Genomic DNA, 26415 nt, shown 5'->3' with positions numbered 1-26415 from the left:
ATAATCCGTTAGACCGCAGCGGCACCAGCGACAATTTCCGAGAGCTCTTTCGTAATGGCGGCCTGACGGGTCTTGTTGTAGACCAGTTGCAGATCGCCAATGACGGTCTTCGCATTGTCGGAAGCAGCCTTCATTGCCACCATCCGCGCGCTCTGTTCGGAAGCCATGTTCTCGGCCACAGCCTGATACACCAGGGCTTCGACGTAACGCACAAGCATTTCATCAATCACCACCTGGGGATCGGGCTCGTACAGGTAGTCCCACGACCCTTCAGGCGCACCCAGTCGCTCACCGGTCAGCGGCAGCAGCTGCTCGACCTGACCCTCCTGCTTCATCGTGTTGATGAAGCGGGTATAGGCCAGATAGACAGCGTCAAGTTCGCCGTTCTGGAATGCATCCAGAATGACTTTGACCGGACCGATCAGCTTTTCGAGATGCGGTGTATCGCCGAGCTGGATGGCATGCGAGGCGACTTTGACGCCGACCCGCTGCATGAAGCCGTAGCCCTTGTTACCGATACACGTGGCGCGAATTTCCGTCGCCCCCTGTGCTTGCCACCCCTTCATCTCGCCCATGAGCTGGCGCAGGATGTTGGTGTTCAAGCCGCCGCAAAGCCCCTTGTCCGTGGTGACCACGATGACGCCGACACGCTTGACGTCATCTTTCTTGGTCAGGAACGGGTGCTGATACTCGGTGATATTTGCCTGAGACAGGTTCGCGGCGAGTCGGCGGATCTTCTCGGCGTACGGACGGGCGGCACGCATGCGTTCCTGCGCTTTGCGCATTTTCGATGCGGCCACCATTTCCATGGCCTTCGTGATCTTTCGAGTGTTTTGAACACTCTTGATCTTCGTACGGATTTCCTTACCGCTTGCCATATTCCGTCTCCGTACGCAGGTTTAAGCCCAGCTCTTCTTGAACTCGTCGACCGCAGCAGCCAAGGTCTTCTCGTCGTCGCCGTCGAGATTCAGGGTGCTGGCAATCTTTTCAAGCAAAGCCGAATACTTGGTTTTGATGAACTGGTGCAGCGCGGCCTCGAATGCCAGCACGCGGCTCACTTCGACACCGTCGAAGTAACCGTTGTTGGAGGCATACAGGGTCACCGCCATGTCCGCAACCGACATCGGCGCGTACTGCGGCTGCTTCATCAGCTCGGTCACCAGGCGACCACGCTCAAGCTGCTTGCGGGTGGCTTCGTCCAGATCGGAAGCGAACTGTGCAAACGCAGCCAACTCGCGATACTGGGCCAGCGCCAGACGCACACCGCCACCGAGCTTCTTGATGACCTTGGTCTGGGCAGCACCACCCACGCGCGACACCGAGATACCGGCGTTGATGGCGGGGCGGATACCGGCGTTGAACAGGTCGGTCTCAAGGAAGATCTGGCCGTCGGTAATCGAAATCACGTTGGTCGGCACGAAGGCAGACACGTCACCTGCCTGGGTTTCGATCACGGGCAGGGCGGTCAGCGAACCGGTCTTGCCTTTGACTTCACCGTTGGTGAACTTTTCAACGTAATCCGCATTCACACGGGCAGCGCGCTCGAGCAGACGGGAGTGCAGATAGAACACGTCACCCGGGTAGGCTTCACGGCCCGGCGGACGGCGCAGCAGCAAGGACACCTGACGGTAGGCCCAGGCTTGTTTGGTCAGATCGTCATAAACGATCAGTGCGTCTTGACCACGGTCGCGGAAGTACTCGCCCATGGTGCAGCCGGAGTAGGCTGACAGGTATTGCATGGCGGCCGATTCGGAAGCGGTCGCGGCCACGACGATGGTGTATTCCATCGCGCCGTTCTCTTCCAGCTTGCGCACCACGTTAGCGACGGTCGACGCCTTCTGACCGATAGCCACGTAGACGCAGAACATGTTCTGGCCTTTCTGGTTGATGATCGCATCGACGGCGACAGCGGTCTTGCCTGTCTGACGGTCGCCAATGATCAGCTCGCGCTGACCACGGCCCACCGGCACCATCGCGTCGACCGACTTCAGACCGGTTTGAACCGGCTGAGAAACGGACTGGCGATCGATCACGCCCGGGGCGACCTTTTCGATCTTGTCGGTCATCTTGGCGTTGATCGGGCCCTTGCCGTCAATCGGCTGACCCAGCGCATTGACGACGCGACCAATCAGCTCGGGGCCGACCGGGACTTCGAGAATGCGGCCAGTGGCCTTGACGGTGTCGCCTTCGATGATGTGCTCGTATTCACCGAGCACCACCGCGCCAACCGAATCACGCTCGAGGTTGAGCGCCAAACCAAACGTATTGCCGGGGAACTCCAGCATTTCGCCTTGCATCACGTCGGCGAGACCGTGAACACGACAGATACCGTCCGTAACGGAAACGACGGTACCTTCGTTGCGCGACGTCGCGGCAAGCTGCAGGTCCTGGATCCGGCTCTTAATCAGGTCACTGATTTCAGAGGGGTTAAGTTGCATTCCAATGCTCCTAGTTCTTAAGCGCAGCGGCCATGTTCGCGAGCTTGCCGCGGACCGAGGCGTCGATAACGTCATCGCCGATAGTAATGGTGACGCCACCGATCAGTTCGGGGTCCACCGACACCGACACGCTCAGCTTGGCCTTGAATCGGGCTTCAAGCTGTTCGGTCAGCGTCTTCAGCGCTGCGTCGTCGAGCGGGAAAGCGGAAACAATTTCCGCATCCAGCACGCCTTCGTGTTCGTTCTTACGTACAACGAACAGGTCACGGATCTCGGGAAGCACCTGCAGACGTTCATTCTCGATCAACACATGCACAAAATTCTTCTGCGCATCGTCGAAGGAACCACCAACGATCCCGATAAACAGCTCGGCGAGCTTGTCAGCGCCGAGCTTGGGATCGTTGATACATGTTTTCATCCGTTCATCGGAGGCGGCAAAGGCCATCCGATCCAGGGCTTCCGACCAGGGCCCCAGCGCACCAGCCCCTTCAGCCAGCTTGAAAGCGGCTTCGGCGTAGGGGCGCGCGATGGTGACGTTCTCGGCCATGACTTATTGCAGTTCCTGTTTCAGGTTTGCCAGCAGTTCGGCGTGGGCCTTGGCGTCGACTTCCTTGCGCAGGATTTTCTCTGCGCCGGCGAGCGCCAGGATGGCAATTTGGTCACGCAGGGCTTCCTTGGCGCGTTGAGCGGCAGCGGCGGCTTCGCCTTCTGCTGCTTCACGCGCGGCGGCGATGATGCGGCCAGCTTCGGCACGGGCCTCGTCGATCAGAGTGGATGCCTGCTTTTCAGCAGAGGTGCGCACATCGCCAGCCGACTCGCGGGCTTTGCGCATTTCCTCGACAACCTTCTTCTCGGCGTGGGCCAGATCGGCCTTCGCTTTATCCGCAGCCGCCAGCCCGTCCGCGACCTTCTTCGCCCGTTCGTCGAGTGCCTTCACAATGGGCGGCCACACGAATTTCATCGTGAAGACGACCAGAATGAAGAACACCACGAGCTGAGCGATCAGGGTAGCGTTCAGATTCACGTTGCGATGTCCTTATGGTTCGTTGGGTAAAACAAACGACCCGGAGATCAGGCGAGCTGGAACGGGTTGGCGAACGCGAACATCATGGCAATACCAACGCCGATCAGGAATGCAGCGTCGATCAGACCGGCCAGCAGGAACATCTTGGTCTGCAGCGCGTTCATCAGCTCGGGCTGACGAGCCGACGCTTCGAGGTACTTGCTACCCATGATGCCGATACCGATACATGCACCGACGGCACCCAGACCGATGATCAGACCAGCGGCCAGCGCAACAAAGCCCAGAACGTGTTCCATGACAACTCCTTCAAAGAAAAAACGGTTTTCTGCTGAAACCCGGGGTTAAAAAGAAACTTTTTATTAGTGGCTCTCGTGAGCCTGACCGATATACACCAGCGCCAGCATCATGAAGATGAATGCCTGCAAGGTAATAATCAGAATGTGGAAGATTGCCCAGACCGAGCCGGCAATCACGTGACCGACAAAGCCCATCACCGTCGCCGTACCACCGAGCAGCGCGATCAGCATGAACACCAGCTCACCCGCGTACATGTTGCCGAACAATCGCATGCCGTGCGAGACAGTCTTGGCCAGGAACTCGATCATCTGCATGATGAAGTTCACCGGGTAGAGCAGGGGATGGTTACCGAAAGGCGCGGTGAAAAGCTCGTGAATCCAACCCTTGGCGCCCTTGATCTTGATGTTGTAGTAGATGCACACCAGCAGCACGCCGATCGACATACCCAGGGCGCCGTTGAGGTCAGCCGTGGCGACCACACGCATGTAGGGAATGCCGAACATCTCGCCGATGCGCGGCAGCAGATCGACCGGCAACAAGTCCATCGCGTTCATCATGAAGATCCAGACGAACACGGTCAGCGCCAGCGGTGCGACAAATTTGCGCGACTCGGCGGAGTGAATGATGCCCTTGGCCTGATCAGCCACCATGTCGACCAGAATCTCGACAGCGGCCTGGAAGCGGCCCGGCACGCCGGAAGTCGCCTTGCTGGCGGCACGCCAGAGGAAGTAAAGGGAAACAGCACCAATCAGAACGGAATAAAAGACCGTATCGATGTTGATGATCGACCAGTCAATGACGTTCTGCTGTGCATGACCCGACGTGTTCAACTGGGTCAGGTGGTGGACGATGTACTCGGAAGCGGTGGGAGCGTGCCCTGCTGTAGCCATGGTTAATTCTTCACCCAAAATGCAAACAAATTCGCCTTGAGCGCCAGCACCATACCGATCAGAAGCGCCCCCCAGTGGAGACCTTCGATCAAGGTAGCTGCCAACACCAGTAATCCCACAATCGCGGCGACCTTAATAAACTCGCCGACGAAAAAAGCAGCAGGGTAAGACTCGGGCCGCCGACCACTTGTGGCAGCAAGCTTCAAGGCAAACAACGCATTCGGCACCACGCAAGCCAATCCGCCAACGGCGGCAGACAGCGCCCCTTTTGGCCCGAACAGCGCTGCGGACAGCACCGCGGCGAGTAATGTCGCGATGAGCTGAAAACCGACAGCCTTGAACATCCCTTCCCTTACGCGCTGATCCGCAAAATAGCCAATCAGCGACTCAAAAAATCTCGGCAATACTAGGGGTTTACCGTAGTAAAGTCAAACCCGTTTTGCACCGCAACAAGGCGCACTCCAAACCCTTGCCACGGCTGGAAAAGCGGCCCGTCGGGCCGTGATCCGCGCGGGGCCTTGGATCCAGCCCTGATGTTATTTATAAGACATTGCAGTCAACGCTGGTGCGCCATGCACCGGGATGACGCATTGGCTGGCTCAGCGCAGCCTCGACAGCAGACCTTCGAGCTGATCGAGGCTACCGAAGCCGATCGACAGCGCACCCGCCCCTTTGCGATTGGCCTTGATCGTGACGCTTGCGCCGAGCGCATCCGACAGCTCTTCTTCCAGACGCAGCAGATCCCGGTCGGGCGCGGCCTTGGCGCGCAGACTGCGCGGCTTCAGCTCGTGATGCACCAGGCGCTCGACCTCGCGCACCGACAAGCCTCGCCCCGCCGCGCGATTGGCAAACTGGATCTGTCCGGCCGGATCAAGCGGCAGCAGCGCGCGCGCATGGCCCATGTCAATATCACCGGCCATCAGCAACTCCTGCACCGGCGAGGCCAGTTGCAGCAGACGCAGCAGGTTGGTCGCCGCCGGGCGCGACCGACCGACCGCGTCGGCGGCCTGCTGATGCGTCATTTCGAATTCGTCGATTAGGCGCTGAATACCGGCGGCTTCTTCGAGCGGATTGAGGTTTTCGCGCTGGATGTTTTCGATCAGCGACATGGCCAGCGCGGCCTCGTCGGGGATCTCGCGCACCAGGCAGGGCGCTGAATCCAGCCCAGCGATCTGCGAGGCGCGCCAGCGCCGCTCACCAGCAATGATCTCGTAGCGATCCGGCCCCACCGGACGCACCAGGATCGGCTGCATCACGCCCTGGGCCTTGATGGAGGCGGCCAGTTCTTCGAGCGAACCGGGGTCCATGCGCGTGCGTGGCTGGTATTTGCCCGGCTGCAAGGCGCCTACTGGCAAGACCTGCAGTTCGCCCTTCTCGGTATCGTCTGCGTTTGCCGCGAGGAGGGCATCCAGCCCGCGACCAAGACCTTTGAGTTTCGGAGGCGCCATAGTCAGTCGTTTCCTAGAGGGTCTGCACCCGTTTGATCATTTCTTTGGCAAAGTCGAGATACGCCACGGCGCCCTTGGCGGTGCGATCGTAGACCACGCCCGGCATACCATGGCTGGGCGCTTCGGCCAGGCGCACATTGCGCGGCACCACGGCCTTGAACACCTTGTCGCCAAAATGCGATTCGAGCTGCGCCGACACCTGCTGCTGCAGCGTCATGCGCGGGTCGAACATCACACGCAACAGACCGATGATCTTCAGATCGCGGTTGAGGTTGGCGTGCACCTTCTTGATCGTGTTGACCAGGTCGGACAAGCCCTCCAGCGCGTAGTACTCGCACTGCATCGGGATGATCACGCCGTCGGCCGCACACAGGCCATTGAGTGTCAGCAAGGACAACGAAGGCGGGCAATCGATGAGCACGAAATCGTAGTCTTCCCGCACCGAGGCCAGCGCCACTTTGAGCCGATGTTCGCGCGCTTCGATGCCGACCATCTCGACTTCGGCGCCGGCCAGATCGCGGTTGGCCGGCAGCACATCGTATTTGCCGGTGGGCGAGCTCACCCGCACGGCGGCCAGGTCGGCTAGGCCGACCAGCAAGTGGTACACGGAGCGGGTCAGCGTGCGCTTGTCGATGCCGCTGCCGCCGGTGGCATTACCTTGCGGATCGAGGTCGATCAGCAACACGCGCTGCTTGCGCGCAACCAAAGCAGCAGCGAGATTCACACAGGTGGTGGTCTTGCCCACGCCGCCTTTCTGGTTTGCCACGCAAAAGATTCGGGCCATCAGGCATTTCCGTTTCGTTCGATGATGATCAGGTGGCGGTGGGCGTCGAGCGCCGGCACCGTCAGTTCGACCGACTCGACCACCCGAAAACCTTCGGGCAGGCGCGCGATTTCCTCGTGAGGGTACACGCCTTTCATGGCGTAGAAACGTCCGCCCGGCGCCAGCAAGTGGGCGGTCAGGCGAATGAAGTCCGACAACTCGGAGAAGGCGCGCGAAATGATTCCGTCAAAACTCGGATCGCGACGCACTTCTTCGACCCGCGCGCAGACCGGTTCAAAATTGGCCAGCTTGAGCTCGATCTTCGCCTGCTGCTGAAAGGTCGCCTTTTTGTTGACCGTCTCGATCGAGGTCACCGCCAGTTCGGGCCGGGCGATGGCCAGCGGAATGCCGGGCAGGCCGCCGCCGGAGCCCACATCGGCCAGGCGCGTCACCGCGCCCAGATGCGGCAGCACTGACAGCGCGTCAAACAGGTGCAGCGTCATCATCTGGCTGCTGTCGCGAATCGCGGTCAGGTTGTACACCTTGTTCCACTTGGCCAGCAGGGCGGCGTAAGCCACCAGTTTTTCATGGGCGGCTTCGGGCAATTCAATGCCCATCGCAGCCAGCCCGCGTTCCAGCGTTGCCATATCGCTCATGCGCGTTTCACTTCGTCGTTCAAGGCGGCGGCGCCGCGTTTGCGTTTGAGATAGACCAGCAGCAAGGAGATGGCCGCCGGGGTCACGCCCTGAATGCGGCCGGCCTGGCCGATGGTCTCGGGCCGGTGCTCGGCCAGTTTCTGCTGCACTTCTTTCGACAGGCCACGCACCTCGCTGTAGTCGAGATCCAGCGGCAGCGTGGTCGATTCGGCCTGTGCGGTGCGCGCCACTTCGTCGAGCTGGCGGTCGATATAGCCTTGATACTGCGCGGCGATTTCCAGCTGCTCGACCACCTGCGCATCCGTCTCCGGCGTCTCGGGCGCGGTCGGCAGGGTCATCAGATCGGCGTAGCGCACATTGGGTCGGCGCAGCAGATCGAAAAAGGTGTATTCGCGCTCCAGCGCCTTGCCCACCACGCGCTCGGCGTCCGCCGCCGGAATGCGGGTCGGATGTGCCCAGGTCGCCTTGAGGCGTGCCGTTTCACGCTCAATCGCTTCACGTTTGGCGCAGAACGCGGCCCAACGCACATCGTCCACCAGGCCCAGTTCGCGGCCTTGCTCGGTCAGGCGCAGGTCGGCGTTGTCTTCGCGCAGGCTGAGGCGATACTCGGCGCGCGAGGTAAACATTCGGTAGGGCTCGGCCACGCCGCGGGTGATCAGGTCATCGACCAGCACGCCCAGATAGGCTTCGTCGCGGCGCGGGCACCACGCCTCGCGCCCCTGCACCTGCAACGCGGCGTTGGCACCGGCGAGCAGGCCCTGCGCGGCGGCTTCTTCATAGCCGGTGGTGCCGTTGATCTGGCCGGCGAAGAACAAGCCCGAAAACGTCTTGGTTTCGAAGCTACGCTTGAGATTGCGCGGATCGAAGTAGTCGTACTCGATGGCGTAGCCCGGACGCAGGATGTGGGCGTTCTCCATGCCGGCAATACTGCGCACCACCTGCAGCTGCACATCGAAGGGCAGAGAAGTGGAAATCCCGTTCGGGTAGATTTCGTGCGTCTCCAGCCCTTCGGGCTCAAGAAAGATGTTGTGGCTGCTTTTATCGGCGAAGCGGTGAATCTTGTCTTCGATCGACGGGCAGTAGCGCGGCCCGACGCCTTCGATCACGCCCGAATACATCGGCGAACGATCGAGGTTGTTGCGGATGATCTCGTGGGTGCGCTCATTGGTGTGGGTGATCCAGCACGGCAGCTGCGCCGGGTGCTGCGCCACCGAACCGAGGAAACTGAACACCGGCACCGGGTCATCGCCCGGCTGCACGGTCATCACCGAATAATCAACCGAGCGGCCGTCAATGCGCGGCGGCGTGCCGGTTTTGAGTCGGCCTTGCGGCAGCTTGAGTTCTTTCAGGCGCTGACCCAGCGAAATCGACGGCTGATCGCCGGCGCGCCCGCCTGAGTGACTGGTCAAACCGACATGAATCAGGCCGTTGAGAAAGGTGCCGGCGGTGAGCACCACGGTCGGCGCCTCGAAGCGGATGCCCAACTGCGTGACCACGCCGGTGACCCGATCGCCCACCACAGTGATGTCATCCACCGCCTGCTGAAACAATGTGAGATTCGGCTGGTTTTCGAGCCGGCGGCGGATTGCCGCCTTGTACAGCACGCGATCAGCCTGGGCACGCGTGGCACGCACCGCCGGGCCCTTGGAGGCGTTGAGGATACGAAACTGAATGCCCGCCTCATCCGTGGCCGCCGCCATGGCGCCGCCCAGCGCGTCGACCTCTTTGACCAGATGGCCCTTGCCGATGCCGCCAATCGACGGGTTGCAGCTCATCTGACCGAGGGTCTCGATGTTGTGGGTCAGCAGCAGGGTATTGACGCCCATGCGCGCCGCCGCCAGCGCGGCTTCAGTCCCGGCGTGGCCGCCGCCAACAACAATGACATCGAATCGAGTGGGATACAGCATGACGCGTCCTGCGCGGAGAAACGGCAAAAAGGCAAGGCCGCGATTCTACTCGCTTGCGCCGCGCAAGGCCAGACTTGCCCTGCAATGTTTCACGAACTTATTGCTTTAAAACATGAGCTTACATACAACGAACCGCGCATCCCGAATCGCCCGGCCATTTCCGACGCGCAGGCCCCTGTTCTCGAGCCGCCCGACGCGCCTACGGTGCGGGCACGTGTCCATCGTCCGCTTCGCCCCCCAACCGCGCGCCGAAGCCTTCGATAGCCGCGGCGGACGCCTCGCCGGCACGACCGTGCTCTGGTTCTCCCCCGGCGCCGCCGTCCATCGGGCACCTTGATGCCCCGCTTGGTCCACATCAAGAAATCGCCACGTCGCGCTGGCCCCGGCGTTGCGGCCTGACCATACTGAAAGCACCCCAAACCACTGAGAACGACACCACAGATGTCGATCGCGACACCCGTTTTCTCGGCGCCAATTGCGCCCGTCCTTGGTCGCATACCCGGCAACAAGGCGATCTGGGTCGGCATTTATTGCGAGCTCACCGAGTTCGCCTTGATGTTTCTCGTCTACTTTGTGGCCCGCGCCCACCACCCGGACGCCTTCCGCGGCGGCCCACAGCAACTGTCCACCCTGGCCGGGGTCACCAACACGGTGATCATGCTCACCAGCAGCTACTTCGTCGCCCGCGGCGTCATGGCCATGCGACGCAACGCGCGCGCCACCTGTCTCAAGTGGCTCACGGCGGCGCTGTTCACCGGCATGGGCTATCCAGTCGTCAAGTTTTTCGAGGTGCAGTGGAATGTCGCCCAAGGCCTGTCGGGCAATGGCGAAGTCTTTCAGATGGCCTATTACTACCTCACCTTCAACCATCTGGTGCATGTGTGCTGGGGGCTGCTCGGGCTGATGTGGGTGATGTTCCGCACCTGGATGGGTGCCTACGACGCCACGGATCACGACGGTCTGGAAGCCTTTGCCTGCTACTGGCATGCCACCGACCTGATCTGGCTGATGATCTTTCCGCTGTTCTACGTACTGCCATGAGGACGCCACGCATGCACAACGAACGCAGCCTCACCCTCGCCTGGCTGCTACTGCTTGGCCTCACCCTGGTCGGCGCCGTGCTGGGCAACGCGGGCAGCCCCGGGCTGTGGGTTACGGTGACCGTCGCCGCCATGATGGCCTTCAAGGGGCGGGTCGTGATTGATCACTTTCTCGAGCTCGGCGGCGCGCATCCGTCAATCCGCCGGCTGGTGCGCTTCTACGCCGTCGCGCTACCGGTTATGCTGATCCTGACCGACCTGTTCGGACCACAGATTGCTTGGCTCACCACACTTTGAGTCGGCCCCACTGACACCCTCCGGGAGGCGCTGCCCATGACTGCCTACGTGATTTTCGATGTCGAGATTCGAGACGTGCCGCGCTACCAGGAATTCATCCAGAAGGTAAAACCCGCGCTCGAAGCGGCCGGCGGGCGCTATCTTGCGCGCGGCGGCGCCCACAAGGTGTACGAAGGCGACTGGTCGCCGCGGCGCATCGTGGTGCTCGAATTCCCCTCCATGCAGGCCTGGGAAGACTTCTACACCGGCCCGATCTATCAAGGACTCAAGGCCATTCGCGACGAATGCAGCTCGGCGCGGCTGATCAGCGTCGAGGGGCTCGACCCGTAAGGCGGGTTTCAACCCGCCGGATTGGGCAACGCCGATCCAACCTCGCCCAAGGCCGGATGAATCCGGCCCTACAACGCAAATTTTGATACCCCTCGCCTGAGGCCGGATTCATCCGGCCCCCAACACCCTCACAGCCGCCACACCAGCGAGCTGGTGTAATTGAAGTCGTTGCGCCCCACGCCCGGCTCGCGCGCCGAGTCGTACTCGTTGGTCACACCAATCTGCAGACCCGCCCCCAGGCTCTTGTCCAGGTCGATCACCCAGTCCACCGACGTAATGTTGCGAAACACGCCATGCTCACGCACATTGGGGTGGTAGGCATTGGTCAGGGCGACCGAATGCTGGCGCGTCACCCGCCAGTTCAAATCCACGCCGAGCAACAGCTCGGGCGCAAACCGGCTGCCGTCTTCACCCCCCCAGGTCTGGATCGCACCCACGCCGCTACGGCCGAGCAAGCGCCAGCGCTCGGTCGATACAAACTGGTAACCGATACCGGTGTTCACGTTAAGGCGGTTGCCCCAATCCTTGAAGTCGTCGCGCACAAACTGGCCGCCGGTGAAATAGAAGCGTGGCGAACCCGGCACCAGGCCGTCGCGGTTAAGCGCGACCGATAGCGTCTGCGAAGTGGTTTCGCCCTCCGACTGCCGGCGATAAAAACGCGTCCGGTGATTCCAGCGCTCCTCGGTGTCTTCAAAATCGGCCATGAAGCCAACGTTGATCCGCTGGTTCTGCGACTTGCCCGAGGCGCCGCTCACGCCCACTTCCATGCGGCGGCGCCAGTCGGTCAGCCAGCCCGAGCCGAGCAGCCCGTTGTCCGGCACGCGGGCAATCGTCGGCTTCGGGCGCGGCGGGGCCACGGTGTCGCCGTCTTCGAGCGTGCGCACCTTGTCGCGCGCCACCACCACATCGCCGAGCATCGGATGCTTCAAGCGCAATTCGGTGGGCGTCTCGGCCACCAGCTCACCGCGCAGGCGGTCGCCGTTTTCGAGTGTGATGGTGACCATCGCCAACGTCTGGCTGGCCCATACCAGGCCCGCCAGCGCGAGCCCCGAGCGAAACGTCCGCCCCATTCCGTGTCCTTTCACAAAGAAGTCCGTGCCGCCCCACCGGCAAGATCACGGCTTGCTTCGGCGCCCGATCAAAAGCGTCGTTGCCAGCGCCACGACAATCAGTGCCGCGGCAAAATAATCTTCAACAAACGGCTGCTCGCCAGTCAATACCATCGCCGAGCCCAGCCCGATCACCGGAATGAACATGATCGACAAGCCACTGGCCACCGGCGGCACGCTGCGCGCAATCGAAAACCACAAAATCTGCGCAATGCCGTAGTTGATGGCAAAGCCATACACCAGCACCACCCACATGGTCGGCGAAAAATCCAGACTCGGCACCGGCTCCAGCGACACCGCGAGCACCCACACCACCGGCACGACCAGCCCGATCATCCACACCGTCAGCGCCTCGGTGGACAGCGGCACAGACACGCGCTTGAGCAACAAGGTTCCGAGCGCCCAGCAAAAGGCCGCCGACAGCATCCACAGCACGCCCACCGGCCGGCCGGTGAGGGCATCCAGCTCGTGCCAGAGCAGCAACACCACCGCGCCCGCCGAGCAGACCGTGGCCAGCCACAGACGCGGCGTCATCTTCTCGCGGAAGAACAGCACGCCGATGATCACCACCCAGATCGGCATGGTGAAGCCGACAATCGCCGCCCGCCCCGAGGCCAGCGCCTGCACCCCGAAAATCGACAGCGCATGCCAGCCCAGAATGTTCGGCACCGCCAGCAGCACCACCTGCGGCAGCGCCGACATCGGCAGGCTCAGACTGACGCGGCGCGAACGATACCAGCAGATCAGCAGCAGCAGGCCGCCACTCATCGTAATGGCGCGAAAATACAGCGGCGACAGCTCGCGCAGCGAGAGCTTCATCACCGGCCAGTTGATGCCCCACATCAGGGTCAGCACCGCCAGCCCGATCAGGTTGCGGGCAGGGATCATGGCAACACCTCCGACCGGAAAGCGGCAGATTCAATACGCACGGCAGACTCCGAGACCAACAAAAAACGGCGAACCGCAGTCCGCCGTCGTGTGCGCAAGCCCGCAGGCTTACTGGAGTGCAGCCAGCGCGGCCGCGTAGTCCGGCTCGTCGCCGATCTCGCCCACCAGCTCGGAATGGGTCACTTTGTTGGCTTCGTCCAGCACCACCACCGCGCGGGCGGTCAGACCGGTCAGCGGGCCATCGGCCAGCGCGACGCCCCAGTCCTTGGCAAAAGCCGGGCTGCGGAAGTTGGACAGGGTCACCACGTTCTCGAGGCCCTCAGCCACGCAGAAACGCTTGGCCGCGAAGGGCAGGTCGGCCGAGATCACCAGCACCACGGTGTTCGCCAGGCTGGAGGCCTCGGCGTTGAACTTGCGGGTCGAGGTGGCGCAGGTCGGGGTGTCCAGGCTGGGCACAATATTCAGCACCTTACGCTTACCGGCAAAGGCATCCAGGCCGACATCGGCCAGATCGGCGCCAGTCAGCGTCAAAGCGGGGGCGGCATCGCCTTTTTGGGGCAGGCGGCCGGCCACAGCTACCGGATTGCCATGCAGAGTCACTGTCGTCATAACGCTTTCTCCTGTTGAAATTGGGGGCGTGCTTCACTGTATCGCGAAATCACACACTGCCAGTTTGGCACAGCCGGCTTGCGTTGGACACCGCGATCCATTGATCATGCCCCTGTCACTTCTTACGGGCTCGCCCATGCGCTTCGTCGCCTCGTCACTCCTCGTCGCCGTGTTTGCCACGGCCGCCCATGCCGCCCCGCCGCTGCCCGCGCTCGGCGTGCAAGCCGAGCACATCACTGTGTCGGGCATTTCCTCTGGCGGCTATATGGCAGTGCAGTTTCATGTGGCCCACTCGGCCATCGTCGACGGCGTCGGCGTGATCGCCGGCGGGCCGTACGAATGCGCCGCCGGCAGCATGTGGCAGGCACTGTCCAATTGCATGGAGCCAAGCGACAGCAAACCCGTGCCCGACGCCGCCACCAGCGCCGCGCGAGTGGCCGACGATGCCGCTGCCGGCCGCATCGACCCGGTCGCCGGTCTTGCCGCCGACCGCGTCTGGCTGCTCACCGGCGGGCAGGATCGCACCGTGGCCCGCCCGGTCATGGACGCGCTCGACGCCTTCTATCGTCGCTGGGTCGCCGCCACGCAAATCGCTTATGTGACCGTACCCGACGCCGGCCACGCCATGCTCTCGCTCGACGACCCGCAAGCCAACGCCTGCGACACCTCCGAGCCGCCCTACATCAACCGCTGCGAGGGCGTCGACGCGGCCGGCCAGCTCCTTGCCCACCTGCTCGGCCCGCTCCAGCCCAAAGCCGCCACCGCCAGCGGCGAGCTCGTCACTTTCGACCAGAGCCCCTTCACCCGCGCCGGTGGCAGTGCCGGCATGAGCGATGGCGGCTACGCCTACATCCCCATCGGCTGCCGCGCCGGCGGCTGCAAACTGCATGTGGCCTTCCATGGCTGCCGCCAGAGCGCCGACCAGATCGGCGATCGCTTCGCCACCCGCGCCGGCTACAACCGCTGGGCCGAGGCCAACCGCCTCGTCGTCCTCTACCCGCAAACCACGCCGCGCTACGGCTGGGCGTGGTCGGGCAACTGGCCGCGCTGGGTGTTCAACCCCAAAGCCTGCTGGGACTGGTGGGGCTATGAGTCGGTCGACTACGCCACCCGCAACGGCCCGCAAGTGAAGGCGGTCAAAGCCATGATCGACCAGCTCACCCGGCCCGCCGCGCCCAGCCAGTAAGCGCCATGCAGACCGACCAGATCCTCCTCTTCGCCATTCTCGCCGCCACTATCGGCCTGTTTTTATGGGGGCGCTGGCGGCACGACGTGGTGGCGCTGGCCGGCCTGCTGGCCTGCGTGCTGGCCGGCCTGGTGCCCTCGGCCGAAGCCTTTGCCGGCTTCGGCCACCCCGCGGTGATCACCGTCGCAGCCGTGCTGGTGCTCAGTCGAGGCGTGCAAAACACCGGCGCGGTCAACGCCCTGGCCCAGCGCCTTCTCGCCCCGGAGGCCGGCCCCACGCTGAGCATCGCGGTACTGATCGCCGTCGGCGCGGTGCTGTCGGCCTTCATGAACAACGTCGGCGCCATGGCGCTGCTGATCCCGGTGGCGGTGCAGACCGCCAGCCGCCACGAGCTGCCGCCCGGCAAAGTGCTCATGCCGCTGGCCTTCGGCACCTTGCTCGGCGGCATGACCACACTCATCGGTACACCACCCAACCTGATCGTCTCCAGTTTCCGCAAAAGTACCGGTGCCGGCAGCTTCGGCATGTTCGATTTCACCCCGGTCGGCCTTGCCGTGGCACTGGGCGGCATCGTCTTTCTGGCCGTGCTCGGCTGGCGCATCGTGCCCCACCGAGAAACCAAAGGAGCCGCCGGATTCGACACCGGCAACTACCTGACCGAGGCTTGGGTCACGGGTGACGGCAAGGCCGTGGGCAAGCATCTGCACGAGATCGAGCGCGCGCTGGAGGCGGCCGACGCGCAGGTGGTCGGCATGGTGCGCAACGCCTTCCGCGTCTCCGCGCCCAATCCCTGGCGCCTGCTGCGCGAGGGCGACATCCTGGTCATCGAGGCCGACCCGGAATCGCTCACCACTGCGCTCGCCGACCTCGGCCTCAGCCTGCAGGGGCCTGCGAAGGACGACGACGCCACACCCGAGCGGCGCAAGGGCGATGAAGACGAGAAGAAGTCGAAGGACGCTGACGAAACCGAACTGCAGGAGCTGGTCGTCCTGCCCACCTCCTCGCTGATCGGTCGCAGCATCGGCAACATCCACGTCGGCACCCGCTTTGGCCTCAACCTGCTGGCCATCTCGCGCCAGGGCCGGCAAAGCATCAAACGCCTGCGCTCGACCGCCATCCGCGCCGGCGACGTGCTGCTGATGCAAGGCACCCCCGAAGCGCTCGGCGCCTTCGCCGGCAGCTTCGGCGGCGTGCCGCTGGCCCCGCGCGACATCGCTATCCCCAACCGCGGCCGGGCCACCATCGCCGTCGCCATCATGGCACTGGCCATTGCCGGTGCCGCTTTCGGCCTGCTGCCCGCCGCCATCGCCTTCGCCTGCGCGGTGCTGGCCTTCGTGGTGCTGCGCATCGTCACGCCTGACAAACTCTTCGACGCGGTCGACTGGCCGGTCGTGGTGCTGCTCGGCGCCCTGATTCCGGTGGCCGGCGCCATGGCCAGCACCGGCGCCGCCGATGCCCTCGCCCAGGGCCTGCTCGGCGGCATCGCCCAGGGGCACCCGGTGGTCGCACTGGCGCTGATTCTCGTCACGACCATGACGCTGTCCGACTTCATGAACAACGCCGCCACCGCGGCCGTCATGTGCCCCATTGCCATCAGCATCGCCGAGCAGCTCGGCGCCACCCCCGACGCCTTCCTGATGGCCGTCGCCATCGGCGGCTCCTGCGCCTTCCTCACCCCCATCGGCCACCAGAACAACACCCTCATCCTCGGCCCAGGCGGATTCAGTTTTGGGGACTACTGGCGGCTGGGCTTGCCGATGGAGTTGCTGGTGGTCACCATCAGCGTGCCGATGCTGCTGTGGGTGTGGCCCTTGTAGGTTTGCTGAATGCCCCGGATTTGAGCAGGCGCGTCGCTACGGCGCCAAGGTGACGCCTGCAGGTGCGCGCCACCCACTGCGGCCTTGCGGTCGGGAGTTTGACGTATCCGGGTATCTGAACCGCCAACGCAGGCACCCGGCCATCGGGATCGGCACCTCAATGTCGTCACTCCCCGCCGGGGCGGTACGTTTCAGACGAGCCGGCTTACGACGGCAGCACGAACTGCCCGGCCTCCACCGGCTGGCTGAAGTAGAAGCCCTGCGCGAGCTCGCAGCCATTGCGGGCGAGGATCGCCAGTTGCGCGGCCGACTCCACGCCTTCGGCCACCACGCTCAGGCCGAGGCTATGGGCGAGCTTGATGATCGCCTCGGCGATGGCCGCATCGTTCTCGTTGCGATCGATGTCTCGGATGAACAAGCGGTCGATCTTCAGCTCGTCGATCGGGAAGCGCTTGAGGTAAGCGAGCGAGGAATAGCCCGTACCGAAGTCGTCCAGCGCCAGGCGCACACCCAGTGCACGCAGCCCCTCCAGCACGCCGATGATGCGTTCGCTGCCCTCCATCAGCATGGTCTCGGTGAGTTCCAGGGTCAGCTGGGCGGCGGGCATGCCGGTGTCAGCGATGACCCGCGCCACCATGGCGGTGAAGCCTTTGTCTTGGAACTGGCGAGCCGAGATGTTCACCAGCATGCGCAGCTCGCCGTGCCCGCCCTCGCGCCAGCGGGCGTGCTGCAGACAGGCGGTGCGCAGCACCCACTCGCCAATCGGCACGATCAGGCCGGTTTCCTCCGCCAGCGGGATGATGTCTGCCGGCGGCACCAGCCCCAGTTCGGGGTGGCGCCAGCGCAGCAATGCTTCGGCCGCCGCCGTGCGCCCAGCGCGGATATCGACCAGCGGCTGGTAGTGCAGCACCAGTTCCTCGCGCGCCAGGGCCCGGTGCAGGGCGCTTTCCAGCGCCAGGTGCTCCAGCGAACGGGCGTTCATGGCCGGCTGGTACAGCTGGAAGGCGTTACGGCCTTCGTCCTTGGCGCGATACATGGCAGTGTCGGCGTTCTTGATCAGCGCCACCGGGTCACAGCTGTCATCCGGGAAGATGCTGATGCCGACGCTGGTGGTCACGGTGAGTTCGTGTGCGTCCACCTGTACCGGGCGGCGCAGCGATTCGATGATGCGGGTGGCGGTGTGTGCGGCGTCGTCCGGATCGGTGAGATCGCTCAGCACCACGATGAACTCGTCGCCGCCCATGCGCGCCACGGTGTCGTCCTCGCGCAGGCAGGCGCGCAGCCGGCGGGCGACCTCCATCAGTAGCTGGTCGCCGACTTCGTGCCCGAGGCTGTCGTTGATACGCTTGAAGCGATCCAGATCAATGAACAGCACCGCGGCACGATTGCGATTGCGATGAGCGTGGGCCAGCGCCACCTGCAGCCGATCTTCGAGCAAGCGACGGTTGGGCAGGCCGGTGAGCGGATCAAAGTAGGCGAGGTGGCGGATGTGCGCCTCGTTTTCCTTGATCTGGCTGATGTCGCTGAACACCGCCGCATAGTTGGTCAAGGTGCCGTCGCGGTCCTTGATGGCGGTGATGGTGAGCAGTTCGGGGTAGAGCTCGCCGCTCTTTCGGCGGTTCCAGATCTCGCCCTGCCATTGGCCTTCAGCCGACAACTTCACCCACATCTCACGGTAGAACTCCGGGCCCTGGCGGCCCGAGTTGAGCAGCGACGGATTGCGCCCGATCACCTCGTCCGGGCGATACCCGGTGAGCCGGGTAAAGGCCGGATTCACCGAGATGATGCGCGACTTCTCGTCGGTGATCAGGATGCCTTCGAGCGAGCTTTCGATGACCTTTTCGGCCAGGTGCAGGTTGCGCTGCGAGGCATTGAGCGCCATGTCGCGCTCGCGCAACGCATGCTGCAATTCATGGACGTAAGCCAGCTCCATGCCCGACAGAATGTCGGTAAAGCTCACCAGGTCAGCCAGGCTGCCATCGCGACGCATAACGCCCACGTGCCGCACCCGGCGGTCGGTGAGCATGCAACGCACATGGTAAAGGCTGGCGTCCTCGCTCACCGTGATCATCGGGCGGCTGGCCAGTTCGCCGACCGAGCGGCTGCCGGCACGCTCAGCGATCAGGCGGGTCAGATCGCGCTCGGTGAGGATGCCGTAGCTACCGTCGGCATAGGCCACCACCACCGCGTCCTGCGCGGCGCTGCGCATCTGCCGCACGGCTTCGCCAAGCAGCGCCGACTCAGGCAGCGGCTGCAGGCTGCCCTTGATGATCGAATCGAGCTTGCGCAGCTTGAGGTAGTGCTCAATGCCCTGATTCAGCACCACGTCGGTCTGGGTAACAATGCCACAGCGCCGGCCGTCCTCATCCACCACCAGGTAGTGACGCATGTGTTCGTCACGAAAACGGATTGCCAACGCCTGCAGGCCCAGGTCGCGGGTGACGGTGCGCACCGGCGCGCTCATCGCATCGTGGACCGGCCGGTTGAAACTGTCGGGATGATCGAAGTCGATGGCCAGGGCGTCGCGCTCGGTCCAGATGCCGACGGGTACGTCATCCTCGACCACGAGAATCGAGCTCACGTGTGCGGTGCTCATCCGCCGGGCAGCTTCATGGATGGCAAGATCCGGCGCGCACTCGAGAATGCTGCCCCGAACGATCTGCCCCACCGTCACCTCGGACGAGATCAGCGCGCCGAGCACGGCATCTTCGGCAGGTTCGGCGTAAGCGTCTGTTTCATTCATCTCGGAGCGTTCGCGATCGTTGCGGATACCTGCCGCAGCATCGTGTGCCTGCAGCGCAAAGCCCCGGACTTCGGCAGATTCGGCCTTATCGGAGCGCGCGACACCTTAGCACCGCGAGAAAAGTCCCGCCAGCGGATAGAACAATACAAGAGATCAAACGAAACTCGACCGCGGCCACACGGGCGACGCGGTGGGGCAAGGCGTGTCGGTCGATGGCTCCGAGGTCATTCGTGATAACCCAAGCGTCGCGCCTCAAAGAGCTTGGCCGTGGGCGCCACGGGGTTGAGAATGTCGCAATTCAAGACCAGACCCTCGCGACTCTGTCCGACTTCATGAACAACGCCGCCACCGCGGCCGTCATGTGCCCAATCGCCATCAGCGTCGCCGAGCAGCTCGGCGCCACACCCGACGCCTTCTTGATGACCGTTGCCGTCGGCGGCTCCTGCGCTCTCCTCTCCCCCATCGGCCACCAGAACAACACCCTCATCTTCGGCCCGGGCGGATTCCGCTTTGGCGACTCCGGCTGCTGATGGAAATCCTGGTGATGACGGTGAGTTTTCCGATGCTGTTGTGGATCTGGCCGTTGTGAGGGGCTACTGGCTCAGACGAACCGCGCATGCAAGTGCGGCTAGCGCGCGTCAGGCAGAATCCGCAAGAACAATGCCGAGCTACTGAACCCTCGCCACACAAACAATCGAATAGCCTGTCAATACCGAAAGAGGTGTTTCACGCATTAATCAGCATCGGGAACGAACTGCACTACGTCAACATCCGGCAATAACTCAAAAGCACTTCGTGCATACTTTCTAACCTTGCTTGATTCCGCTTGAACCGAAACCATCTCAAGCAGATCTCTATACCTTGAATTACTGCTTTTTTCCAGAACCCGGCAAAACCATGCGATCGCGTCAATAGTATTTCGATCTTCCGTGCTTTTCGCAGACCAAATTTTTTTGGCTACCAAATCAAGGGTCTCAACATCAATTTCGTCGCGTCGATAGAAATTTCTAGCTACATGCCGCAAAATTGAACCTTCGGAATTTAGCTGCGCCTCTACTTCGGAGTCAAACTGCGCCTCAATTGGCGAGCCTTGTTGCAAATAATTCAGGGCTGGGGCTACCCTCTCGACGAATTCCGGCTCAGAGTTCCGCGACAAGAACAACACACTGCCTAGACCAGCATATTTATACGTTACCGTGGACGGACTATTTGAGAACACGCTCGCTCTATATTTCTCAACAGAATTCGGGGCCCCCAGCTTCTCCTCTACTAGGCCCACACTCTCTCCTCCGGACAGTCCGAAGAACAATTCCTCTCTTGTCAGGACGCGCTTTTCTGAGCGCTCGCTATCGCCTATCTTGAAGTATCCTGGTGCCTTTGCTTCCACCATGGTCGACACAACATTTCCATTTATATCTTCGATCCAGACAGCTGAATAGTACTCACCCAACTCTCCAGAAACCAAATACCTCTCTCCTGCTGTCGGAGTAAAACTCACCCGTCCTTCAACAATATAATTCGATTTAGAATTAATAAGATATCCGATTGGTGCTGAGTGATAAACTCGGCCGACGACATACAGGCTCAACGGCTCAGCGGGAACAAGGCGTGATGCACCCATTGCAATCAATTGCGCTCCTCTTCCTTCGGTGGCTTCATAGGTCGCCGTTAGCGCATTCTGAATATTTTTATCGTTCAACTGCCGTATATAGTAAAACTTTGCCGTGCTTCGACTGAGTCGTTGAAAGCTGTCATCTATGGTTGCGGTATCACCGGAGTAATTTTCCGGCAAGGATGGTGAGAACGAGGCACAGCCGGCCAATAGAATAATGACGACAACGCTAATTATATTCTGCACGCTCACCTCATCACTGATATATCATTCTTTGCCAATTAGATCGGCAACAAAACAGAACTTGCGAATCGACCTGTCTCTAGTATTTTGTATACGCACTGAGGTTTGCCCCGCGCCAGTATTCGTAGCAACTGCGCCAACGGCATCGGAATGCAAATCCGGAGGTTGCGCCGCTAGCCGAATCGTATATTAACACTGACAACCACTTTACCGCCGTATGTCTCTGGCGTGAATCCGAGATATTGTTCCGAGATGACTCCTCGCCCCCCAAACAAATGGCTCGCCACACTCCTCGGCTTTCTCGCCCCACCCGCTGGACTGCTCTACGCCGGTAGTGCGCGCTGGGCGGCAGGCTATTTGGCACTCGTGCTGGCTGCGGTTGGCTTTCTCTGGTTCGGACCGGCTGGGTTGGTTGCCGGCCTCATGGGTTTCGTGCTGTCGGTCCTCGCCGCGGGGCACGCCTACCGGCTGACCGGCAAGTGGCCCGCCAGGCGCATGCGGCCGTGGTACAGCCATTGGTATGGCGTGCTGGGCAGTGCGCTGGCCGTTATGGTGATGGTGTTTGGCGTGCGGGCCTTCGTGGTGGAGCCGTTCTCGATGCCTAGCGTGTCGATGCAGCCGACGATTGCACCGGGCGCGGTGTTGATTGTGAGCAAGTGGGGGTATGGCAATTACGGCAGCTACGGCATCAGTGTGGCGCATCGGCCGGTATCGGCCGAGATTCGGCATGGTGATGTGATCGTGTTCGCGTATCCGGTCGAGCCGCTGATACGCTACGCGAAGCGGGTGGTGGGTTTGCCGGGCGACACGGTGCGCTACCAGCGCGGACAGTTGAGCATCAACGGCCTGACGGTGAAGCGCGCGCCGGTGGCGGATTTTGTGGACCCGGCGCAGGCAACGGTGATGCTCCAGTTTGAAGAGCAGCTGTCGGGCACACGCTACCGGGTCATCTACGACCGCGCTGAACGGCCGTACTTTCAGGTCATCCAGGATTTTCCGATGCGCGACAACTGCCGTATCGACGCCGAGGGCATCGAGTGCGAGGTGCCGGCGGGGCATTACTATGTGATGGGCGACAACCGCGACAACAGCAGCGATAGCCGCGCCTGGGGCTTTGTGCCGGCCCACAATGTGGTGGGCAAGGTGTGGCGGGTGATGGCGCCCCGCTAGCGTCGGCGGCGAGCCTCGTGCGCCAGGCGTCCGGTTCGCCGAGGCGAGATTGTCCAACAACGGCCGAATGACGCGGCCTTACCTACTCAGATCTTTCAGGCAGGCCGGGCCGCGGTGAATAAACGCGCGGTGGACCTGCACGGCTGAGGCGCCGACCGCGTGGGCATCTTGGACATCGCGGGCGTTGCGTATGCCACCGACTGCGACGAGGGCGGGCCCGCCAGCCAGCCGGTGGGCCAGATCGGCGAGTCGGGCGAGTTGCTCGCTGCGCCGGGCGGGCGGATCAGCCAGCACCAGGGTGAGACAGTCAATGCCGGCGTGGGCGGCGGTATCGGCGAGGGCCGGCAGCGGGTCGTGCCGGTCGCCGAGCGGCAGTTTGAGCGCCAGAGCGATATACCGGGGCAGGCGATTGCGCTCGCGAACCAGCGCGCGCAGGGTAACGGCCAGCATGGGGTGATGTTCCGGTGCCAAGAGGGGGCGGCGGGCGCGGGCGCTGAGGTTGAAGCTCAGGTAGTCGGCGACGCTCCAGGCATCGTGCAAGGCGTCGAGCCATTGGGCCGGCAAGGCAGTGGCCGGCGCATCTGGCGACAGGCCAACGCTGATCCCGATGGCGCTGGTATCGACGCTGCGGGGTGGCAGGGCGGCAAGACGCGCGACCAGTGGGGCGAGCGAGTTGGGCGCCTGTGGATGGGCGGCGACGGTGCCGAACTCGACGCTGCCGAAGCCGAGCTCCAGCAAGGTGGCGGCCTGACGGCCATCGGTGTCGATGCCGCCGGCGAGGCCGGGGCGGTCGTGCCAGGGCAGGCTGGACCTGATCACAGGAGAAATCTGCCGTTGCTGCGCGACACGCTTGGCGCAAGCCAGTGCATGCGGATTGCCGGTGTTCGGACCAGCACGCTCACGGAGACGCTGCCCCGCCACGCGGGCGCGAGCGATGCGCCGTGCGACCTGACACGCTGCACACGCGTCACCGGGCTGTTGTCGCGATTCGATGATGAGCGGCTTCCACCGCGCCGAGTCATGCCCCCGATGCGACGCTGCGCAATGCGAGCGCTTCGCCCCGTCGTCGCGGAGGATGCGGGCGTCTTGCCGTCGGGCGGCCGCGCCAGCGTGCTCATCCATTCCGCCGCGCAAAATCGGCCATGAACTCGGCCAGCGCGCTGGCGCCGGCGTCGGGCATGGCGTTGTAGAGGCTGGCGCGCAGGCCGCCGATGCGGGGGTGGCCGCGCAGGTGATGCAGGCCGTGGGCTTCGGCCTCGGCGACGAAGCGCTCGGTGAGGGCGGTGTCGCCCAGGTGGAAGCGGATATTGGTGACGGAGCGGTGGGCGGGCACCACCGGGGCGGTGTAGACGCCGCCGCTGCCGTCGATGACGCGGTAGATCCCCTCGGCCTTGCGCCGGTTGGCGGCAGCCAGCGCGGTGAGGCCGCCGTTGTCGGCGATCCAGTCGAAGACCAGGGCGGCCACGTGGATGGCGGCGGTGGGCGGGGTGTTGTAGGTGCTGTCCTGCTGGGCCTGGATGCGGTAGCTGAATGCGGTGGGGACGTGCGGGGCGACGCGGCCGAGCAGCTCGTCGCGCACCACGAGCACGGTGAGCCCGGCGATGCCAAGATTTTTCTGGGCGCTGGCGTAGATCAGGCCGAAGCGGGTGACGTCGAGCGGCGTGGCGAGAAAGCAGGAGGTGGCGTCGGCCACCAGCGGCACGGCGCCGGTGTGCGGCAGCTCGGGGTAGGCCAGGCCGTCGACGGTTTCGTTGGGGGTGATGTGGCAGTAGGCGCAGCCCTGTGGCAGATGCCAGCGGCCGGTAGTCGGCGCGGCCAGCGGGGTGGCGCCGATGTAGCGCGCGGCAATGACCACCTCGGTGTAGCGGCGCGCTTCGTCGATGGCGCGCTGCGACCAGTAGCCGGAGTCGGCGTAGGCGGCGCAGCGGGCGGTGCCGAGCAGGTTCATGGGCAGTAGCGAGAACTGGTGCATGGCGCCGCCGGCGAGGAACAGGATGCGGTAGCCGGGTGGCAGGTCGAGCAGCGTGGCCAGGCGTTCGCGGGCATGGGCCAGCGTGGCGCGGAAGGCGTCGCCGGTGAAGGGGCGCTCCAGTGTGGCGGCGCCGTCTACGCCGCGGACGAACAGCTCGTCGCGGGCGCGTTCGAGCACGGCGTCGGGCAGGCGGGCGGGGCCGGCGGCAAAGCTGTAGGCCGTCACAGCAGACCGCCGTGGCTGCCGGTGGCCATGAAGAACAGCAGCGGGATCGACAGCATGGTGTTGGTGCGCGACGACAGGTGGGTGATGCGCGAGCAGCGCAGGCGCTCGTCGATGCTGGCGGGCACCAGGCCGAGCACCTTTTTCTGGTGCGGCCACAGCACCAGCCAGACGTTGAGCATCATCAGCGTGCCGATATACATGCCCACGCCAATCGGCGCCAGACTGCCTTGCAGGGCGAGCGCGTCGCTCAGCCAGCCCTGGCGCCACAGCATCAGCAGGCCGGCGCTCCAGGTGACCACCGAGGCCCAGCGGAAGAAGCCGTGCTCGCGGTTGAGCAGCGCCTGGAAGCGCGGACTGCGGTCGTCGCTCAGCTCCTCGGCGCGCAGCGGCTGCCAGCTCGGGCGCTGCACCACGCTGGAGTAGTTGTGGCCGACCCAGATGATGCCGGCGATGAAGTGCGCCCAGCGCAGGGTGAGGTCGAGCAGCATGTCCATGGCGCGCCTCAACCGGCCAGCAGGCGCACCAGCGCTGCCAACACCACGGTGAGCAGTACGCCGAGAGCGATGGTGCCGCGTGCGGTGTCGTAGGGATGGCGCATCTCAGTCCTCCAGGAAGGCGGTGGTGACGGTGCCGGCGGCGCGCTTGAACAGCGGCTTGCGGAAGCGCAGCGGGCGGGCGGCGGTGTCTGTCGCCTCGCGCACCCGGGCGTGATGCGGCGAGCGGCCACAGGCCGGGTCGGTGTTGCCGGCGTCGCCGGTGAGCAGGAAGGCCTGGCAGCGGCAGCCGCCGAAGTCCTTTTCCTTTTCGTCGCACGACACACAGGGCTCGGGCAGCCAGTCGAGGCCGCGATATTTGCGGAACAACGGCGACTCGTGCCACAGCCAGGCCAGCGGCTTGTCACGCACCGATTCGAATTCGAGGCCGGGGATCACACGCGCTTCCTGGCAGGGCATGGCCACGCCGTCGGGGGCGATGGTCAGGTGGATGGCGCCCCAGCCGTTCATGCAGGCCTTGGGGCGGCCTTCGTAGTAGTCGGGGATGACGAAGTAGATCGTCATTTTCTTGCCCAGCGTGTCGCGCCAGCGCTGCACCACCTGCTCGGCTTCGCGCACCTGTTCGAGCGTGGGCATGAGTTCGTCGCGGTTCATCAGCGCCCAGTTGTAGTACTGGATGTTGGCGAACTCGATGTACTCGATGCCCAGCTCGGCGGCCCAGGCGATCATCGCGTCGGTCATGCCGATGTTCTGGCGGAAGACCGGCATGTTGAGCACCATCGGAAAGCCGTGCGCCTTGATGCGGCGGGCGGCGTCGAGCTTGCGCTCATGCGCGGTGGCGCCGACCAGCGCGTCGGTGACCGCGGCCTCGGTGGCCTGCAGCGACAGCTGGATCTGCTTGAGGCCGGCTGCCTTGAGCGCCACCAAGCGCGCTTCGGTCAGGCCGATGCCGGAGGTGATCAGGTTGGTGTAGAAGCCCAGCGCGTTAGCGTAGGCCACCAGTTCTTCAAGGTCGGGCCGCTGCAGCGGCTCGCCGCCGGTAAAGCCCAGCTGCAGGGCGCCCAGCTCGCGCGCTTCGCGCAGCACGCGCTTCCATTCGTCGGTACTCAACTCACGGGCGGCGTAGTCGTCGAAATCCAGCGGGTTGTTGCACCAGCTGCACTTGAGCGGGCAGCGATAGGTGATTTCGAGGGACAGCCACAGGGGCTTGCCCTGGCCGTCGAGCGTGAGGCCGTTGCTGTCTTTTGGCATGGTGGT

General features: G+C 63.5%; 27 protein-coding genes. 7 read left to right on the top strand and 20 right to left on the bottom strand.

Going from position 1 to position 26415, the window contains the following annotated elements; translation table 11 throughout:
* Positions 1-8: 8 nt before the first annotated feature.
* The 11 genes from atpG to mnmG form a co-directional block, all read right to left on the bottom strand.
* Positions 9-878: a F0F1 ATP synthase subunit gamma gene (gene atpG, locus FHP91_RS05275; RefSeq protein ID WP_144308567.1), complete on the bottom strand. Its 870-nt coding sequence runs from the start codon at positions 876-878 to the stop codon at positions 9-11.
* Between the two features lie 21 nt (positions 879-899).
* Positions 900-2438 carry a F0F1 ATP synthase subunit alpha gene (atpA, locus tag FHP91_RS05270; RefSeq protein WP_144175972.1) on the bottom strand — a complete coding sequence of 513 codons (1539 nt, stop codon included), beginning with the start codon at positions 2436-2438 and terminating at the stop codon, positions 900-902.
* A gap of 10 nt (positions 2439-2448) precedes the next feature.
* Positions 2449-2985 carry a F0F1 ATP synthase subunit delta gene (locus tag FHP91_RS05265; protein WP_144308566.1) on the bottom strand — a complete coding sequence of 179 codons (537 nt, stop codon included), beginning with the start codon at positions 2983-2985 and terminating at the stop codon, positions 2449-2451.
* A 3-nt stretch (positions 2986-2988) separates the two neighbouring features.
* On the bottom strand, positions 2989-3462 hold the full coding sequence (locus FHP91_RS05260) for a F0F1 ATP synthase subunit B (protein WP_144308565.1): 474 nt from the start codon (positions 3460-3462) through the stop codon (positions 2989-2991).
* Between the two features lie 47 nt (positions 3463-3509).
* On the bottom strand, positions 3510-3758 hold the full coding sequence (atpE, locus tag FHP91_RS05255) for a F0F1 ATP synthase subunit C (RefSeq protein ID WP_144175978.1): 249 nt from the start codon (positions 3756-3758) through the stop codon (positions 3510-3512).
* 63 nt (positions 3759-3821) lie between these two features.
* Positions 3822-4649 carry a F0F1 ATP synthase subunit A gene (atpB, locus tag FHP91_RS05250; RefSeq protein ID WP_144308564.1) on the bottom strand — a complete coding sequence of 276 codons (828 nt, stop codon included), beginning with the start codon at positions 4647-4649 and terminating at the stop codon, positions 3822-3824.
* A 2-nt stretch (positions 4650-4651) separates the two neighbouring features.
* Positions 4652-4993, bottom strand: a complete 342-nt coding sequence (locus tag FHP91_RS05245) for an ATP synthase subunit I (protein WP_144308563.1) — start codon at positions 4991-4993, stop codon at positions 4652-4654.
* Between the two features lie 255 nt (positions 4994-5248).
* Complete coding sequence (locus FHP91_RS05240; protein ID WP_144308562.1) at positions 5249-6097, bottom strand: ParB/RepB/Spo0J family partition protein; 849 nt, start codon at positions 6095-6097, stop codon at positions 5249-5251.
* Positions 6098-6110: 13 nt separating this feature from the next.
* On the bottom strand, positions 6111-6881 hold the full coding sequence (locus FHP91_RS05235) for a ParA family protein (RefSeq protein ID WP_144308561.1): 771 nt from the start codon (positions 6879-6881) through the stop codon (positions 6111-6113).
* Positions 6881-7516 carry a 16S rRNA (guanine(527)-N(7))-methyltransferase RsmG gene (rsmG, locus tag FHP91_RS05230; protein WP_144308560.1) on the bottom strand — a complete coding sequence of 212 codons (636 nt, stop codon included), beginning with the start codon at positions 7514-7516 and terminating at the stop codon, positions 6881-6883. The genes FHP91_RS05235 and rsmG overlap by 1 nt, the downstream gene beginning before the upstream one ends.
* Positions 7513-9423 carry a tRNA uridine-5-carboxymethylaminomethyl(34) synthesis enzyme MnmG gene (mnmG, locus tag FHP91_RS05225; RefSeq protein WP_144308559.1) on the bottom strand — a complete coding sequence of 637 codons (1911 nt, stop codon included), beginning with the start codon at positions 9421-9423 and terminating at the stop codon, positions 7513-7515. The genes rsmG and mnmG overlap by 4 nt, the downstream gene beginning before the upstream one ends.
* A gap of 441 nt (positions 9424-9864) precedes the next feature.
* Here mnmG and FHP91_RS05220 point away from each other — a divergent pair, with 441 nt between their 5' ends.
* Genes FHP91_RS05220 through FHP91_RS05210 form a run of 3 tightly spaced genes read left to right on the top strand, consistent with a single transcriptional unit; the run spans position 9865 to position 11090 of the window.
* Positions 9865-10464 (top strand): cytochrome c oxidase subunit 3 family protein, encoded by a 600-nt coding sequence (locus tag FHP91_RS05220; protein WP_186301448.1) that lies wholly within the window; start codon positions 9865-9867, stop codon positions 10462-10464.
* 11 nt (positions 10465-10475) lie between these two features.
* A complete protein-coding gene (locus FHP91_RS05215) occupies positions 10476-10760 on the top strand; it encodes a cytochrome C oxidase subunit IV family protein (RefSeq protein ID WP_186300242.1) in 285 nt (94 codons plus the stop codon).
* 36 nt (positions 10761-10796) lie between these two features.
* Entirely contained in the window at positions 10797-11090 is a 294-nt protein-coding gene (locus FHP91_RS05210) for a DUF1330 domain-containing protein (RefSeq protein ID WP_144308558.1), read from the top strand.
* Positions 11091-11218: 128 nt separating this feature from the next.
* Here the strand turns inward: FHP91_RS05210 and FHP91_RS05205 are convergent, their stop codons facing one another.
* The 3 genes from FHP91_RS05205 to tpx form a co-directional block, all read right to left on the bottom strand.
* Positions 11219-12160: a DUF481 domain-containing protein gene (locus tag FHP91_RS05205; RefSeq protein ID WP_144308557.1), complete on the bottom strand. Its 942-nt coding sequence runs from the start codon at positions 12158-12160 to the stop codon at positions 11219-11221.
* Between the two features lie 45 nt (positions 12161-12205).
* Positions 12206-13087, bottom strand: coding sequence for a DMT family transporter (locus FHP91_RS05200; protein ID WP_144308556.1), 882 nt, complete (start codon positions 13085-13087; stop codon positions 12206-12208).
* A 108-nt stretch (positions 13088-13195) separates the two neighbouring features.
* Entirely contained in the window at positions 13196-13696 is a 501-nt protein-coding gene (tpx, locus tag FHP91_RS05195; protein WP_144308555.1) for a thiol peroxidase, read from the bottom strand.
* A 106-nt stretch (positions 13697-13802) separates the two neighbouring features.
* Between tpx and FHP91_RS05190 the strand changes: the two genes are divergently transcribed.
* Positions 13803-14882, top strand: a complete 1080-nt coding sequence (locus FHP91_RS05190) for an extracellular catalytic domain type 2 short-chain-length polyhydroxyalkanoate depolymerase (protein WP_186301447.1) — start codon at positions 13803-13805, stop codon at positions 14880-14882.
* Positions 14883-14887: 5 nt separating this feature from the next.
* A complete protein-coding gene (locus tag FHP91_RS05185; RefSeq protein ID WP_144308554.1) occupies positions 14888-16699 on the top strand; it encodes an SLC13 family permease in 1812 nt (603 codons plus the stop codon).
* A gap of 205 nt (positions 16700-16904) precedes the next feature.
* Here the strand turns inward: FHP91_RS05185 and FHP91_RS05180 are convergent, their stop codons facing one another.
* Positions 16905-19442 carry an EAL domain-containing protein gene (locus FHP91_RS05180; protein ID WP_144308553.1) on the bottom strand — a complete coding sequence of 846 codons (2538 nt, stop codon included), beginning with the start codon at positions 19440-19442 and terminating at the stop codon, positions 16905-16907.
* Positions 19443-19672: 230 nt separating this feature from the next.
* Between FHP91_RS05180 and FHP91_RS05175 the strand changes: the two genes are divergently transcribed.
* Positions 19673-19972, top strand: coding sequence for an SLC13 family permease (locus FHP91_RS05175; protein ID WP_222105114.1), 300 nt, complete (start codon positions 19673-19675; stop codon positions 19970-19972).
* 203 nt (positions 19973-20175) lie between these two features.
* Here FHP91_RS05175 and FHP91_RS05170 read toward each other — a convergent pair whose 3' ends face one another.
* A complete protein-coding gene (locus FHP91_RS05170; protein WP_144308552.1) occupies positions 20176-21300 on the bottom strand; it encodes a hypothetical protein in 1125 nt (374 codons plus the stop codon).
* A gap of 249 nt (positions 21301-21549) precedes the next feature.
* On the opposite strand from FHP91_RS05170, the gene lepB reads away from it, so the two are divergent.
* The gene (gene lepB / locus FHP91_RS05165; RefSeq protein ID WP_144308551.1) at positions 21550-22467 is read left to right on the top strand and encodes a signal peptidase I; all 918 of its coding nucleotides are present in this window, start codon (positions 21550-21552) and stop codon (positions 22465-22467) included.
* A 78-nt stretch (positions 22468-22545) separates the two neighbouring features.
* Here lepB and FHP91_RS05160 read toward each other — a convergent pair whose 3' ends face one another.
* The 4 genes from FHP91_RS05160 to pqqE form a co-directional block, all read right to left on the bottom strand.
* A complete protein-coding gene (locus tag FHP91_RS05160; protein ID WP_222105113.1) occupies positions 22546-23286 on the bottom strand; it encodes a hypothetical protein in 741 nt (246 codons plus the stop codon).
* Between the two features lie 295 nt (positions 23287-23581).
* Positions 23582-24664, bottom strand: coding sequence for a 3-phosphoserine/phosphohydroxythreonine transaminase (serC, locus tag FHP91_RS05155; RefSeq protein WP_144308549.1), 1083 nt, complete (start codon positions 24662-24664; stop codon positions 23582-23584).
* Positions 24661-25158: a urate hydroxylase PuuD gene (locus FHP91_RS05150; protein WP_144308548.1), complete on the bottom strand. Its 498-nt coding sequence runs from the start codon at positions 25156-25158 to the stop codon at positions 24661-24663. The genes serC and FHP91_RS05150 overlap by 4 nt, the downstream gene beginning before the upstream one ends.
* Positions 25159-25263: 105 nt before the next feature.
* Complete coding sequence (gene pqqE, locus FHP91_RS05145) at positions 25264-26409, bottom strand: pyrroloquinoline quinone biosynthesis protein PqqE (RefSeq protein WP_144308547.1); 1146 nt, start codon at positions 26407-26409, stop codon at positions 25264-25266.
* Positions 26410-26415 lie beyond the last annotated feature (6 nt).

Origin of the sequence: Denitromonas halophila (assembly GCF_007625155.1) — a bacterium.
Lineage (GTDB): Bacteria > Pseudomonadota > Gammaproteobacteria > Burkholderiales > Rhodocyclaceae > Nitrogeniibacter > Nitrogeniibacter halophilus.
The sequence above is the reverse complement of the archived record's forward strand: the minus strand, read 5'-3'. Positions and strand labels throughout refer to the sequence as shown.

Excerpts from the sequence above, each read along its gene's own strand:
- pqqE (WP_144308547.1), bottom strand. The coding sequence starts at position 26,409 with ATGCCAAAAGACAGCAACGGCCTCACGCTCGACGGCCAGGGCAAGCCC.
- FHP91_RS05190 (WP_186301447.1), top strand. The coding sequence starts at position 13,803 with ATGCCCCTGTCACTTCTTACGGGCTCGCCCATGCGCTTCGTCGCCTCG.
- lepB (WP_144308551.1), top strand. The coding sequence starts at position 21,550 with ATGACTCCTCGCCCCCCAAACAAATGGCTCGCCACACTCCTCGGCTTT.
- FHP91_RS05150 (WP_144308548.1), bottom strand. The coding sequence starts at position 25,158 with ATGGACATGCTGCTCGACCTCACCCTGCGCTGGGCGCACTTCATCGCC.
- atpG (WP_144308567.1), bottom strand. The coding sequence starts at position 878 with ATGGCAAGCGGTAAGGAAATCCGTACGAAGATCAAGAGTGTTCAAAAC.
- tpx (WP_144308555.1), bottom strand. The coding sequence starts at position 13,696 with ATGACGACAGTGACTCTGCATGGCAATCCGGTAGCTGTGGCCGGCCGC.
- atpA (WP_144175972.1), bottom strand. The coding sequence starts at position 2,438 with ATGCAACTTAACCCCTCTGAAATCAGTGACCTGATTAAGAGCCGGATC.
- FHP91_RS05240 (WP_144308562.1), bottom strand. The coding sequence starts at position 6,097 with ATGGCGCCTCCGAAACTCAAAGGTCTTGGTCGCGGGCTGGATGCCCTC.
- FHP91_RS05205 (WP_144308557.1), bottom strand. The coding sequence starts at position 12,160 with ATGGGGCGGACGTTTCGCTCGGGGCTCGCGCTGGCGGGCCTGGTATGG.
- FHP91_RS05220 (WP_186301448.1), top strand. The coding sequence starts at position 9,865 with ATGTCGATCGCGACACCCGTTTTCTCGGCGCCAATTGCGCCCGTCCTT.
- FHP91_RS05180 (WP_144308553.1), bottom strand. The coding sequence starts at position 19,442 with ATGAATGAAACAGACGCTTACGCCGAACCTGCCGAAGATGCCGTGCTC.
- FHP91_RS05245 (WP_144308563.1), bottom strand. The coding sequence starts at position 4,993 with ATGTTCAAGGCTGTCGGTTTTCAGCTCATCGCGACATTACTCGCCGCG.
- atpE (WP_144175978.1), bottom strand. The coding sequence starts at position 3,758 with ATGGAACACGTTCTGGGCTTTGTTGCGCTGGCCGCTGGTCTGATCATC.
- FHP91_RS05210 (WP_144308558.1), top strand. The coding sequence starts at position 10,797 with ATGACTGCCTACGTGATTTTCGATGTCGAGATTCGAGACGTGCCGCGC.
- rsmG (WP_144308560.1), bottom strand. The coding sequence starts at position 7,516 with ATGAGCGATATGGCAACGCTGGAACGCGGGCTGGCTGCGATGGGCATT.
- FHP91_RS05200 (WP_144308556.1), bottom strand. The coding sequence starts at position 13,087 with ATGATCCCTGCCCGCAACCTGATCGGGCTGGCGGTGCTGACCCTGATG.
- mnmG (WP_144308559.1), bottom strand. The coding sequence starts at position 9,423 with ATGCTGTATCCCACTCGATTCGATGTCATTGTTGTTGGCGGCGGCCAC.
- FHP91_RS05185 (WP_144308554.1), top strand. The coding sequence starts at position 14,888 with ATGCAGACCGACCAGATCCTCCTCTTCGCCATTCTCGCCGCCACTATC.
- FHP91_RS05265 (WP_144308566.1), bottom strand. The coding sequence starts at position 2,985 with ATGGCCGAGAACGTCACCATCGCGCGCCCCTACGCCGAAGCCGCTTTC.
- atpB (WP_144308564.1), bottom strand. The coding sequence starts at position 4,649 with ATGGCTACAGCAGGGCACGCTCCCACCGCTTCCGAGTACATCGTCCAC.
- FHP91_RS05235 (WP_144308561.1), bottom strand. The coding sequence starts at position 6,881 with ATGGCCCGAATCTTTTGCGTGGCAAACCAGAAAGGCGGCGTGGGCAAG.
- FHP91_RS05215 (WP_186300242.1), top strand. The coding sequence starts at position 10,476 with ATGCACAACGAACGCAGCCTCACCCTCGCCTGGCTGCTACTGCTTGGC.